A 13550-nucleotide genomic window follows, 5' to 3' on the forward strand; every position below is an offset into this window, starting at 1 on the left:
TCTGGCCTGGAGTGTCACCCAGCGGGTGCGCATCTCTGACACAACGACGTCGCCCGCTCGCCGTGAAGAAGGCGAGCGGGCGACGTCGTTTGCTGATAGGACTACTTGGTTTGCCGGTCCACCGGTGCCGGGGCCTTTTCCCCGGCACTGTTGACCTCGGAGCGGTCCTCGGACCACAGGGTGTGGAACGTGCCCTCCTCGTCCACGCGCTGGTACGTGTGGGCGCCGAAGAAGTCGCGTTGCCCCTGGATCAGTGCGGCCGGCAGACGATCACGGCGCAGTCCGTCGTAGTAGGACAGTGCCGATGAGAAGACCGGTACCGGAACACCCAAGGCGGTCGCCTTGCTGACCACGCGGCGCCAGGACGGCACCAGGTCTTCGAGGATGCTCTGGAACCCCGGTGCGAGAAGCATGTTGACCGGCGCGTTGTCGCCCTTGTAGGCCGCCATGATTTCGCCGAGCAGCTCCGCCCGGATGATGCAACCATTGCGCCACAGCGACGCGATGACGTCCAGGTCGAGGTTCCATCCGAACTCCTCGCCCGCGGCGGAGAGCATGTCCAGGCCCTGGGCGTAGGAGACCAGCTTGGACGCGTACAAAGCCCTGCGCACGTCCTCAATGAACTCGGGATCTCCCTGGGCGACCCCGGTCGTCGAGATCAGCCCCGCGGGAAGATTCTGCTGGGCCTCCTCGCGGGCTTCGGGATTCGACGAGGACAAGGCGCGAGCAAAGACCGACTCCGCGATTGCGGACACAGGGGAACCGAGATCCAACGCGGACTGGACCGTCCAGCGACCCGTTCCCTTCTGGCCGGCTTGGTCCACGATCACGTCGACCAGGGGTTTTCCGGTCCTGCCGTCCGTCTGCGAAAGAACTTCGCTGGTGATCTCGATCAGGTAGGAGTTCAGGTCAGTGGTATTCCACGTCCGAAACACTTCGGCCTGGTCCTGTGGCTCGATCCCGGCCACGGAACGAAGCAGATCGAAGGCTTCACCGATCACCTGCATGTCCGCGTATTCGATGCCGTTGTGGACCATCTTGACGAAGTGACCGGCGCCATCGGTATCGATCCAGGCGCAGCACGGGGCGCCGTCGTCGGCTTTCGCCGAAATTTTTTCGAGCATCGGACCGAGAGACTTGTAGGACTGCTTGGATCCACCCGGCATGATCGAGGGGCCGTTGAGCGCGCCTTCCTCACCACCGGAGACGCCGACGCCGACGAAGTGGAGCCCGTGCTCGGCGCACTCCTTCTCGCGGCGGATCGTGTCCTTGAAGTAGGAGTTGCCGCCGTCGATGATGATGTCGTCGGTGTCCAGCAACGGGATCAGGTTCTCGATCACGGCATCCACGGGGGCTCCGGCCTTGACCATGACCAGGATGCGCCGCGGGCGCTCCAGGGAATCGACCAGGTCCTGGAGGGTCTCGGTACGGATGAAGTCTCCGTCATCGCCATGCTTGTCCAACAGTTCGTCGGTCTTCGCAATGGTGCGATTGTGCAATGCGACCGTGTACCCGTTCCGCGCCAGATTGCGCGCCAGATTCGCGCCCATGACCGCCAGGCCGGTGACGCCGATCTGTGCCTTGCCTGATTGTGCCTCGGAATTTTGGGGAGAAGTGCTATCAACTGCCATGAGCCCAGATTACGCGCAATCGCGGTCCGACGAGCAGGGGCACTCCCAAAAATCTGGAGGGTATCGCCTCTGGCGGACAGATCGACCCAAGATGACGACGGCGCGACGGACCCGTTCGCGGGCCCAACCGGATGCGAGGCGACCCGCGCGTTAAATGCGAAACGGCCGAACCCCTGAGGCGGTGTCCGACCGATTCCTTGGTGGGTCCTACCGGGATCGAACCGATGACATCCACGGTGTAAACGTGGCGCTCTACCAGCTGAGCTAAAGACCCTTGACAACCGAGTGGGCCACTTGCCCAGCGGCCAGCACCCGATCTGATTGATTACAGTACATGAGCTGAACAGAGGCCCAAACTTGAGAGGCCCCGTCCAGACAGTGTCTTTCGACACACCTCTTCGGCGTCAGAAACGAGTTGTTACCAGACGCGTGGCCGACCATTCATCGCTGACCTGCGCACTCGTCGTGAGCTTGAGGCCAGCGGTCGGCGCGGCTTCCTGGATGTCGGCTGGCGCCACGTGTCCGTCACGACCCGCTTTGGGTGTCATCACCCAGACCACGCCACCCTCGTCCAGGGTGGTCAGTGAGTCGACGAGGGCGTCCACGAGATCACCTTCGCCTTCCCTCCACCAGAAGAGAACGGCGTCCACGACTTCCTGGTCTTCTTCGTCGAGGAGTTCGGAACCAGTGACGTCTTCGAGATCGTCCCTCAGGGCGAAGTCGACGTCGTCGTCATAGCCGAACTCTTGGATGAGATCCCCATCCTTGAAACCAAGCAGGACAGCCGGACGATCGCCGGCGGTCTTGGTCTCGCTCACGTATTTTCCTCCTGATTATCGGATCGGTCCGGACATCCTCCGGACCGAGCATTGCGATGGGTACACCGCAATGGTGTTGACACCAAGCCAACACTGGATTGCCCACACTATCAAGTACTCGGGACCGGCGCGTGATCCCGAACACTGTCCATCGCGAAAAACCCTCATTCCATGCGGATCGACGCCGCCATGACACCGGGAGAGCTGGCTCGAATCGGGTCAGGAGTCATTGTGATTCGTCGAGGTGTGACACCATAGGGGCAAAGCCCAGGTGGGTCGAGTTGTGCCTGCCGTTATCATCCCTTCCGGGATGTGAGCTTTCTCCTCACATCGACAAAGAGAGGTTCAACGTGGCTCCCTCAGAGACGAATGACCACATCCTCAGCGCCCTCACCCTGGGCCTGTCGGATCAGGACCACGAAGAGACGTCGGAATGGATCGAGGCCTTCGATGCCTTGGTCGAGTCCCAGGGCACAGAACGTGCACAATTCATCATTCGACGCCTCCTCCAGCGAGCAGGTGCCAAGAGCATCCAGGTCCCGACCGTCACCACCACGGATTACGTCAACACCATCCCCGTGGACCAGGAACCGGAGTTCCCGGGCGATGAAGAAATCGAGCGTCGCTACCGTGCGCTGCTCCGCTGGAATGCCGCCGTGATGGTGCATCGCGCCCAGCGCCCGGAAATCGGCGTCGGCGGTCACATCTCCAGTTACGCCGGTGTGGCCACGCTGTACGAGGTCGGCCTGAACCACTTCTTCCGCGGCCAGGATCACCCGGGCGGTGGCGACCAGGTCTATTTCCAGGGCCATTCCTCCCCGGGCAATTACGCCCGCGCCTACCTCGAGGGTCGTCTGACCGAAGAGCAACTGGACGGCTTCCGGCAGGAGAAGACCAAGGGTGAGAACGGGCTTCCCTCCTATCCTCACCCCCGGTCGAAGGAAGACTTCTGGCAGTTCCCGACCGTGTCGATGGGCCTCGGCCCTCTGAACGCGATCCACCAGGCACAGTTCAACAAATATCTGCACAACCGCGGGATCAAGGACACGAGCCAGCAGCACGTCTGGGCGTTCCTCGGCGACGGTGAGATGGACGAGCCCGAATCGCGCGGCGCGCTCCAGTTGGCGGCGAACGACAAGCTCGACAACTTGACCTTTGTGGTCAACTGCAACCTCCAGCGCCTGGACGGACCCGTCCGAGGCAACGGAAAGATCGTTCAGGAACTCGAGGCGTTCTTCCGCGGTGCCGGCTGGCACGTCATCAAGGTCCTGTGGGGCCGCGAGTGGGACGAGCTCCTCGAGAAGGACGAGAACGGCGAGCTGGTTCGCATCATGAACGAGACGCTCGATGGCGATTACCAGACCTACAAGGCCGAGTCGGGCGGGTTCATCCGCGAGCACTTCTTCGGTCGCTCCCCCGAGACCAAGGAAATGGTCTCCGACATGTCCGACGAGGACATTTGGGCGCTCAAGCGCGGAGCCCACGACTACCGCAAGGTCTACGCCGCCTACAAGCAGGCCATGGAGACCAAGGGCCGCCCCACGGTCATCCTGGCCCAGGGCGTCAAGGGCTATGGCCTCGGCAGCCACTTCGAGGGGCGCAACGCGACCCACCAGATGAAGAAGCTAACCCTCGATGACCTGAAGGTCTTCCGCGACCGTTTGCGCATCCCGATCAGCGACGAAGAGCTCGAGAAGGATCTTTACGGGGCTCCCTACTACCACCCCGGCAAGGACTCCCCCGAGATCAAGTACATGCTCGAGCGCCGCAAGGAACTCGGCGGCTTCGTGCCCCACCGTGATGGTTCCCAGCGCGAACTCGTACTCCCCTCCGACAAGGCCTACTCGGTCGCCAAGAAGGGTTCCGGCAAGCAGATGGCCGCGACCACGATGGCGTTCGTCCGCCTGCTCAAGGACCTGATGCGGGAGAAGGAATTCGGCAAGCACGTGGTGCCGATCATTCCCGACGAGGCACGCACCTTCGGCATGGACTCGTTCTTCCCGACGTCGAAGATCTACAACCCGAATGGCCAGAATTACCTGTCGGTGGACCGCGAGCTCATGCTCGCGTACAAGGAATCCGCTCAGGGACAGCTGCTTCACGTCGGCATCAACGAGTCCGGGGCGACCGCGGCGTTCACCGCCGCGGGTTCTTCCTACTCGACACACGGTATTCCGATGGTGCCCGTGTACATCTTCTACTCGATGTTCGGCTTCCAACGCACGGGCGACGCCTTCTGGGCCGCGGCCGATCAGCTCTCCCGCGGATTCATCATTGGCGCCACGGCGGGGCGGACGACCCTGACCGGCGAAGGCCTGCAGCACATGGACGGGCACTCGCCCGTTATTGCTGCGACCAACCCGGCTGTGCGTCACTACGATCCCGCCTACGGCTATGAGATCGCACACATCGTCAAGCGCGGCCTGGAACACATGTACGGCACGGGCGACGAGGACCACAACGTCATGTACTACATGACGGTGTACAACGAGCCGGTCGTACAGCCTGCCGAGCCGGCCGACGTCGACGTCGAGGGCATCATCCGAGGCATCTACCTGCTCAAGCCCGCCGATGTCGACGGGCCGCGGACCCAGTTGCTCGCCTCCGGCGTGGCCGTTCCCTGGGCACTTGAAGCCCAGGAACTTCTCGCCAAGGATTGGAAGGTTTCCGCCGATGTGTGGTCGGTGACCTCCTGGAACGAGTTGCGCCGGGACGGCCTCGAAGCCGAACGCGCATCCATGCTGAAACCGAAGGACGACGCGCGCGTTCCCTTCGTGTCCCAGCAGCTTGAAGGGGCGGTCGGGCCGATCGTGGCTTCCTCGGACTTCGTCTCGGAGGTTCCCGACCAGATCCGGCAGTTCCTCCCGAACGAGTTCGCGACGCTCGGTGCCGACGGGTTCGGATTCTCCGACACGCGTGCGGGTGCACGCCGGTTCTTCCACATCGACGCCCACTCCATGGTCGTTCGGGCCCTCGAGATGCTGGCGGAACGCGGGGAAATCGACGCCGACATCCCCGCCAAGGCCATCGACAAGTACGATCTGTTCGACGTGAACGCCGGGACCAGCGGTACCGCCGGCGGCGACGCCTGATCAACGACGACTGCGCTGCGGTCGGTCTCTCTCGCAGAGTCCGACCGCAGCGCTTTTTTGACGTGACGTGACTGACAAGAAGGATTCTGGAATGCTGGACAGCGTGTTAGCGATACTTTGCCCCGGACAGGGCTCACAAAAACCCGGGTTCCTGACCCCGTGGCTGGAATTGGACGGCGTATCCGAAAGGCTCTCGACTCTGGGCCACGCGGCGGGGCTCGATCTGATTCATTACGGCACGGAAGCCGATGAGGAAACCATCAAGGACACCGCGATCGCGCAGCCGTTGATCGTGGCCGCTGGAATCGTGGTCGGCGAGTTGCTCGTCGAGCGCATCGGGGAACGCCCAGTGCTCTGGGCCGGGCATTCGGTCGGAGAAGTGACCGCCGCCGCGCTGTCCGGCGTCATCTCGCCTGAGGACGCGATGCGTTTCATCAAGGTCCGCGGGAACGGCATGGCCGAGGCATCGGCAGCCGAGCCTTCCGGTATGGCCGCTGTCCTCGGCGGCAAGGAAGAAGAAGTTCGTTCCGCGATCGAAGATGCGGGCCTCACGGCCGCCAATTCCAATGGTCCCAGTCAGATCGTGGCCGCGGGCTCCGCGGAGAAGATCCAGTCCCTCGTGGACAACCCTCCGGCCAAGACGCGCGTGGTCCCCCTGAAGGTCGCAGGTGCCTTCCACACCTCCCACATGCGCCCTGCTGTCGGTCCTCTGCAGGAGGTCGCCCGCGAAATCCATGCACACGAACCGGTGACCACGCTGTTGTCCAATAGGGACGGCAAGCCGGTGACCTCGGGCGCCGCGGCGATGCAGTCGCTGGTCGACCAGGTCACGCGTCCGGTGCGATGGGACCTCTGCATGCAGACCATGGTCGACGAGGGCGTGAGCAACATGGTGGAACTCGCGCCGGCAGGTACTCTGGTCGGGCTGGCCAAGCGCGGAATGAAGGGCGTGCCCGCGACCGCGCTGAATTCACCCGACGAACTGGACGACGTCGTCCCCGAATAAGGTCCAGGCCAACGAGGAAAAGAGACCATCGTGGTGACTCTCAATACCAGACCCGTACAGAAGTTCTCGAAGATCCTGGGCCTCGGCACGGCGCGACCCGACGTGGTCGTGACCAATGACGACGTCTGCGAGTGGATCGACTCGTCCGATGAGTGGATCCGCACCAGGACCGGCATCAGCACCCGCCACCGTGCCGACGCCGAAACCTCTGTCATGGATTTGGCCGTTACGGCGGCGCGGGACGCGCTCCAGCGATCGGCCGTACCTCCCGAGGAGATCGACGGAGTGATCGTTTCTACGGTCTCGCATCCGTATGCAACTCCTTCGCTGGCCGCCAAATTGGCCTACGAGATCGGCGTCTCCCCCGCGGCGGCCTACGATATCTCGGCGGCCTGCGCCGGGTACTGCTACGGGGTCGGACAGGCCGACGCCCTCGTCCGGGCTGGGGCGGCAAGGAACGTGCTCGTCGTGGGGGTCGAGAAACTCTCCGACTTCATCGACAATTCCGAGCGCTCCATCTCCTTCCTGCTCGGCGACGGGGCCGGTGCAGTCGTCGTCGGCCCCTCGGAGGAAGCCGGTATCGGGCCCACGGTCTGGGGATCGGACGGGTCCAAGTGGGAAACCATCAGCATGACTCATTCGTTGCTCGAATTGAGGAACCGCGACTGGATCAACGATCCCGTCCAAGAGGACGAGAAGGTGTGGCCGACCCTGTACCAGGATGGCCCCACGGTATTTCGCTGGGCCGCTTGGGAAATGGCGAAGGTCGCTCGACAAGCACTCGATGAGGCCGGTGTCTCTCCGGAGGACTTGAGCGTGTTCGTACCCCACCAGGCGAACATGCGCATCATCGACCAACTCGTCAAAACGCTCAAACTGCCTGACCATGTGGTGGTCGGTCGGGACATCGCCGACGCGGGCAATACCTCGGCGGCGTCCATTCCCCTGGCCGCACGGCGACTTCTCGACGAGCATCCCGAGCTCTCCGGACGGCTCGCGCTTCAGATCGGGTTCGGTGCAGGACTGGTCTACGCCGCTCAGGTTGTGGTCCTTCCCTGAGCTCATCACCGGGATCCGCCGCGACGCGCGGCGATGAGACGCAAATCCCTGCACGTCGGGCGCGGAGATCTACCGCGCGTCAGGTCTCGAAACGATACAGTGAATACCGGATCAAGCCCGCGAACGCGGGAACACCCCGGCTCCCCCAGGAGCCGCCAGAATCCCACGCGGCAGGAAAGCTCGCGTGATCATGAATCAAAGGAGTACACATCATGGCTGACAAGAACGAGATTCTCGCCGGACTGGCCGAGATCGTCAACGAGGAGACCGGCGTCGAGACCTCGGACGTTCAGCTCGAGAAGTCCTTCACCGAGGACCTCGACATCGATTCGATCTCGATGATGACCATCGTGGTCAACGCCGAGGAAAAGTTCGGTGTGACCATTCCGGACGAAGAGGTCAAGAACCTGACCACCGTGGGCGAGGCCGTCGACTTCATCGCGAACGCCTCCTCATAGATGCTGATTCGGGCGCGGTGCTCCGTGGCACCGCGCCCTGGCTTCTCCCCAAGTATTTACCCGCCCGAGGAGAGGCCGTCCGGTGCGGACCACGGCCTGTACACTCGGGCGGACACGAGAAAGACGTGAGATGAGTCAGAAAGTAGTAGTCACCGGCCTCGGGGCGTTCAGCCCGATCGGCGGGACCGCGACCGAGACGTGGGAGAACGCTGTCCAGGGTGTCTCCGGTATCAAGGCGATCACCGACGACTGGGTCTCCCAGTACGATCTGCCCGTGTACATCGCCGGCAGGGTTGCCCAATCGGTCGAGGATTCCGAGTTCATTTCCAAGGTCGAGACCAAGCGTCTGGACCCCTCCGGGCAGTTCGCCGTCATTTCCGCGCGCCAGGCGTGGCAGGACGCGGGCTTCAGCGCGGGAGACGCCGAAGCAGCCGACGAGCTCGATCCCGAACGTCTGGCGGTTTCCTTCGGAACCGGCATCGGGGGCGTGTGGACGCTCCTCGACAGCTGGGACACGTTGCGCGACCGCGGGCCTCGTCGCATCCTGCCCATGACCGTCCCCATGCTCATGCCCAACGGTTCGACGGCGGCCATTGCCCTCAACCACAAGGCCCGGGCGGCAGCCCAGACCGTGGTTTCGGCGTGCGCCTCCAGCACCGAGTCCTTGCACGTGGCGCTCGACCTCATTCGCAGCGGGAAGGCCGACGTCGTGATCACCGGCGGCACGGAATCCGCAATCCACCCGATGACCATGGCCTCCTTCGCCAAGATGCAAGCACTCTCCAAGCGCAACAACGATCCCGAGCGCGCGTCGAGGCCCTACGACGTCGATCGCGACGGCTTCGTGATGGGTGAGGGCGCGGCAGCTTTGGTGCTCGAGTCCGAGGAACACGCCAAGGCGCGCGGTGCCCGCGTTTACGCCGAATTGGCCGGGACGGGGGTGTCCTCGGATGCCTACCACATCACGGCCAACGATCCGGAGGGTTCCGGCGCGGCCAGAAGCATCAATGAGGCATTGAGAGCCGGTGAGATCGACCCGAGCTCCGTGGTTCACGTCAATGCCCACGCGACGTCGACCCCCGTGGGTGACCCCGCGGAGGCGACGGCTTTGAAGGTCGCTCTCGGGTCCCATACGGACCAGGTCGCGGTCTCGGCGACCAAGTCCATGACAGGACACCTACTGGGGGCCGCCGGAGCCTTGGAAGCCGTCATGACCGTCATGGCCCTCAAGGACCGCAAGGCTCCTGCCACCATCAACCTGGAGAACAAGGACCCGGAGATCGACCTCGACGTCGTTACGGAGGCCCGTGATCTGCCCTCGGGCGAAATCGTTGCACTCTCGACGTCGTTCGGATTCGGTGGTCACAACTCGGTCGCGGCCTTCCGGTCCGTCGGCTGATAACTCCCGTGGCGACCGGTCCTCGACGACCGGTGTCCCGCCCACTGACGACAACGCCCGGACAGGGTTTCCTGTCCGGGTGTTGTCGTCCCTTGAGCGTTGCGGCGCGGGAAGTCTTTGTCAGGGCCCTCTCCGGAAGACGTCGGAGGGGCCGTTCGGGCTCAACCTACCCGGTGCAGGTAACGAATGTTCGAGGGTTCCGTGGCGCAGGCCCGAAGAGGCTCGAGCTCGGTGTCCCAGGCTTCCCCCAAGGCCAGGGAGAACTGCCGCAACAGTGCGTTCGGGTCTCCTCGTGCGGCCTCGTAGGCGTACCGGACTCGGTCCTCGGTGATGACGGTGTTTCCGGAGGCGTCGATCATGGAGTAGAAGATGCCCAATTCGGGGGTGTACGCCCACCGGCCGGCGTCAGCGCCAGGACTGGCTTCTTCAAAGACCTCGAACCGGATATTCTTCAAGCGACCGAGCGCGGAGGCGATCAGGGCGCCAGTCCCCTGCGGGCCTTCCCATTCCAGAGTTGTGCGCACTTCATCGACGGTAGCGGTCTGAGCGCACCATTGGAGATCCGTTGACTGTCCAGCCACGGATTCGAGTGCCCACCGGATGTGAGGGCACAAAGCTTGTGGGGCCGCGTGAACGTGCAAAACCCCCTGCGTCAATATCTTGCTCACGGTAGCTCCCTGCAATCGACAGATGCGTCTTCCCCTACGATCTGTCCAGAGATTCCACGTGTGAGGAGATTCTCAACGCTCACCATTGTGCCTGATGTTGCCTCTCCGCACAAAGAGGAAGGGCCCGATACCCGGCGAATTCTCAGTTCATTCCATGGGTCGTCCGTCCGAGCCGGCCTATGCCCGAGGGTGCGCGCGACGGTAGGACTGGGCCAGCCGGTCGACTGAGACGTGCGTGTAGATTTGCGTGGTCGCCAACGTCGAGTGCCCCAGCATTTCCTGGACCGCTCGGATGTCCGCGCCGCCGTCCACCATATGTGTTGCTGCAGTATGCCGAAATACGTGTGCCCCGGATGCACCCGTGCTCGTCGCTCGTGCCAGAATCGCGTTGAGGTCCTCCCGGATCTGCCTCTGCCCTGCCCTCTGGCCCCTGGGGCCCAGGAACAGCGCGGTCTGGTTTCCCCGAACCCAGTGGGTCCTTCCCTGGGTGATCCAGGCCTGAACGGCTTGCATGGCCGGGATCCCCAGAGGCACGGTGCGTTGTTTGTTCCCTTTGCCCACCACGCTGACGGTTCGTCGTTCTTGGTCAATGCTGTTGAGGTCCGCCGAACACAGCTCAGAAATTCTCAATCCAGCGCTGTAGAGCAGCTCGATCACGGCGATGGTTCGGAGCACCTGAGGGTCGCCTGGGCTTTCCGAAAGATCGGCAGAAAGAATGCCAAGGATCTCCCGAATGTCCTGGGACGAGAGGACTTTCGGGAGACTCCTTCGACCTTGTGGCGATTTGAGCCGGGCGGCCGGGCTGGACGCCACGAGTCCCCGACCTTCCGCCCAGGAGAAGAAGGACCGAATACTCGACGCTTTGCGCGCCATGGTTCCCCTGGATTCCTCACGGTCGTAGCCTTCGGCCAGCCAGGTGCGGAGCAGGTCAAGGTCAATCTCCCGGACGCTTGTCGTTCCGCGAGCCTGGGCGGAGACGAAGAGACTGTGCAGGTCGGAGGTGTAGGCTCTCACGGTTTCTCGGCTGCGCGCTTTTTCGTACAGCAGATAGTTCTCGAATGCGCCGAGCGCTTCGGCAAAATCCTCATTCAGCTCTGTCTGATCCGTCCGGTTCTCGCGTGTACTCACGGCTCTTCCCCTTGAACGTGTTCCTCCTGAATCCTTTCGGACCATTCGATGACCTTCTTCAGGAGCGTTCCGAGCCGGAACCGGTGAGGAATGATGGGGGTCAGTCCGGCGTCGACGAGCGGTTGTGCTGTGACCGAGCCGACCGCGAAAAGACCGGTGGTTCCTGCCGCGGACAGCCTCGCCAGAGCATCGATCTCCGTCGTCGAAACTCGATCCAACCATGCTTCGGCTCCCCCGGCCGAGGTGAAGAGCACTCCCACGGGTCGGCCGGTCACGGACTCACTGATGCTTCGGTCGATGTCGGTGGTGTTTGTCGCTGGTGCGTACCTGTAGGTGACCACGGGGGTCACGGACGCGCCTAGCGATCGTGCGACGTCGTCGAGGCCGTCCGCGCCCATTCCATGATGCTGAACGACGACGGACCGACCGGCCACATCCAGTCCCCGGAGATGGTCGGCGACGTCGGCGGCCGTCTCTTCCGATGAAACCCACGCTGCTTCCAGACCCTCGCCGACCACGGCACCGCGGGCCTTGGCTCCCCTGGCAAGAATCATGGCGCCGCCCAGACTCTTGGTCAGTTCCTCTTTGAGCCCCGCCGACTCGGCGGCCGCCATCCAACCGCGGAACCCTATGCCGGTGGTCACCACCACCAGATCCGGATTCGCCCGGATGATGTCTCTGGTCACCTCGAGGAGGTCCTGGTCCTCGAGCACGGGAGTGGTCGTGATCGTGGGGCAATGACGAACATCCAGACCGTTGCGGACAAGAACGGTTTCGATCTCGTCCGCCTTGCGTTGCGCCGTGACGTGAATGCAGACCGATTGGTCCTCCACCGTTGCGGACGTCATGATCTCTGCCTCCGTGATCCTTCGTCAGTGTCCAGGGGACTTGCTCTACTGTACCGATCTGCTCGCGCCCCGCCGTCCGCTTGCTGGCATTGTTCACGAGGCGTCACGGTCGGCTCATCCTCCACCGGTTCTCACGCATTTCTGCGAGTCCGTAGGCTTCCAGCTGGGCCAGGGCCGGGATCACTTCGCGGATCCCGAGACCCGCGACCGCGCAGAGCTTCTCCGCCGGCACGTGTTTCCCCACCGGGAGCGCATCGAGCACGAGTTGTTGGATCTGGGTCAGGCCCATCATCGAGCGGTCCCCGGCATCCTGCGGTCTACGGACTTCGCTCGGTGCTCCTTGCCCCTGATCGGGCCGCCCGGTTCCGGCCGGAGCCCCTGGCAGGACGGGCGCTTGCACCAAGCCGGTGACGTCCCTCGTGGAGGTCACGATTCGGGAGGGGGTCTCGGCGATCAGCCGGTGGCATCCTGCCGATTGGGGGCTGAACACGGAGCCCGGGACCGCGGCCACTTCATGCCCCATGTCCAGGGCGTGGTGAGCGGTGTTCAGCGCCCCGGATCGCCAGCCCGCCTCCACAACGACCACGAGACAGGACAAGGCAGCAATGAGCCGGTTGCGTTGCAGAAACCGGTGCCTCATGGGGCTGCATCCGGGACCGACTTCGGTCAGGACCAGGCCCGATTCCGAGATCTCGCTGAGAAGGTCCGCGTGAGCTCTCGGATAGGACCGATCAATGCCGCAGGCCAGAAAGGCCACGGTAGAAGGCTCATGCACTGAGGCTTCCAGTGCGGCACGGTGCGCCGCCGCATCTATCCCGAAGGCCGCTCCCGAAAGAACCCCGTATCCCAACGCGGCGAGGTCCCCCGCCAAGCGAGTGGCCACAGACTTTCCGTAGGGCGTCGAGTCCCGACACCCGACGATTGCGACGTTCTCCTCGGCAGGCCTCAGCAGTCCGTTCCTGTCGCCACGACCCCAGAGCGCCAGCGGTTGCTGGGCGCCGAGGTCCCCGAACGCTACGGGCCAGTCCGGGTCCTCAGGGGTCACGAGCCACGCGCCGCGGGCGGCCATGAGACCCTCGATGCGCTCGGGATCATCAAGTGGAGTGCGTGCAGCCCACCTGGCCTTGGCTCGCTCCCACCCTCGTCCTGTCAATGTCGACATGGCGTCGCTGCCCATCTCGCTGATGGCCGCGTACTCCTCAGGCTCCAGGTCCCGGTGCTCCAGAACGATACGAAGCGTATGAATCGGGCCGAAGGCCTCGACCAGGGCCATTCCGACGCAGTCCTGGGGTTCGAGGAGGTGCATCAGTTGCATCCTGGCGTTCCTGGCCTCTCGGTCCTGGGATACCTCCGTGCCCGGATGGGTCTCCGCGGCGTCATGAGCTGCTGATTCGGGTCGGTGCTCCATGGATTCTCCTCGATCAGTGACGTATGTACTGGTGC

Annotated in this window: 11 protein-coding genes and 1 tRNA gene; 5 read left to right on the forward strand and 7 right to left on the reverse strand. The window is 63.5% G+C overall.

What is annotated here, in order from left to right; all coding sequences use genetic code 11:
- Positions 1-101: 101 nt before the first annotated feature.
- From gndA to AB0Y14_RS02580, 3 genes are all read right to left on the reverse strand, one after another.
- The gene (gene gndA / locus AB0Y14_RS02570) at positions 102-1631 is read right to left on the reverse strand and encodes an NADP-dependent phosphogluconate dehydrogenase (protein ID WP_436587701.1); all 1530 of its coding nucleotides are present in this window, start codon (positions 1629-1631) and stop codon (positions 102-104) included.
- 198 nt (positions 1632-1829) lie between these two features.
- Positions 1830-1905: transfer RNA gene (locus AB0Y14_RS02575), tRNA-Val, on the reverse strand.
- A gap of 130 nt (positions 1906-2035) precedes the next feature.
- Positions 2036-2449: a DUF3052 domain-containing protein gene (locus tag AB0Y14_RS02580; RefSeq protein ID WP_436587702.1), complete on the reverse strand. Its 414-nt coding sequence runs from the start codon at positions 2447-2449 to the stop codon at positions 2036-2038.
- 350 nt (positions 2450-2799) lie between these two features.
- Here AB0Y14_RS02580 and aceE point away from each other — a divergent pair, with 350 nt between their 5' ends.
- The 5 genes from aceE to fabF all read left to right on the forward strand — a co-directional run bounded on the left by aceE (position 2800) and on the right by fabF (position 9463).
- Positions 2800-5541, forward strand: a complete 2742-nt coding sequence (gene aceE / locus AB0Y14_RS02585; RefSeq protein WP_436587703.1) for a pyruvate dehydrogenase (acetyl-transferring), homodimeric type — start codon at positions 2800-2802, stop codon at positions 5539-5541.
- A 103-nt stretch (positions 5542-5644) separates the two neighbouring features.
- Positions 5645-6547: an ACP S-malonyltransferase gene (locus tag AB0Y14_RS02590; RefSeq protein WP_436588804.1), complete on the forward strand. Its 903-nt coding sequence runs from the start codon at positions 5645-5647 to the stop codon at positions 6545-6547.
- 30 nt (positions 6548-6577) lie between these two features.
- Positions 6578-7606, forward strand: a complete 1029-nt coding sequence (locus AB0Y14_RS02595; protein ID WP_436587704.1) for a beta-ketoacyl-ACP synthase III — start codon at positions 6578-6580, stop codon at positions 7604-7606.
- Between the two features lie 212 nt (positions 7607-7818).
- A complete protein-coding gene (locus AB0Y14_RS02600; RefSeq protein WP_436587705.1) occupies positions 7819-8064 on the forward strand; it encodes an acyl carrier protein in 246 nt (81 codons plus the stop codon).
- Between the two features lie 130 nt (positions 8065-8194).
- Positions 8195-9463: a beta-ketoacyl-ACP synthase II gene (gene fabF / locus AB0Y14_RS02605; protein WP_436587706.1), complete on the forward strand. Its 1269-nt coding sequence runs from the start codon at positions 8195-8197 to the stop codon at positions 9461-9463.
- A gap of 161 nt (positions 9464-9624) precedes the next feature.
- On the opposite strand, the gene AB0Y14_RS02610 is transcribed toward fabF, so the two are convergent.
- The 4 genes from AB0Y14_RS02610 to AB0Y14_RS02625 form a co-directional block, all read right to left on the reverse strand.
- Positions 9625-10131 (reverse strand): DUF3145 family protein, encoded by a 507-nt coding sequence (locus AB0Y14_RS02610; protein ID WP_436587707.1) that lies wholly within the window; start codon positions 10129-10131, stop codon positions 9625-9627.
- A gap of 177 nt (positions 10132-10308) precedes the next feature.
- Entirely contained in the window at positions 10309-11259 is a 951-nt protein-coding gene (locus AB0Y14_RS02615; RefSeq protein ID WP_436587708.1) for a tyrosine recombinase XerC, read from the reverse strand.
- The gene (locus tag AB0Y14_RS02620) at positions 11256-12107 is read right to left on the reverse strand and encodes a uroporphyrinogen-III synthase (RefSeq protein WP_436587709.1); all 852 of its coding nucleotides are present in this window, start codon (positions 12105-12107) and stop codon (positions 11256-11258) included. Before AB0Y14_RS02620 ends, AB0Y14_RS02615 begins: the two co-directional genes overlap by 4 nt.
- 103 nt (positions 12108-12210) lie before the next feature.
- Positions 12211-13515 carry a DNA-processing protein DprA gene (locus tag AB0Y14_RS02625; RefSeq protein WP_436587710.1) on the reverse strand — a complete coding sequence of 435 codons (1305 nt, stop codon included), beginning with the start codon at positions 13513-13515 and terminating at the stop codon, positions 12211-12213.
- Positions 13516-13550 lie beyond the last annotated feature (35 nt).

This window comes from Rothia sp. HC945 (assembly GCF_051370785.1).
Classification (GTDB): domain Bacteria; phylum Actinomycetota; class Actinomycetes; order Actinomycetales; family Micrococcaceae; genus Rothia.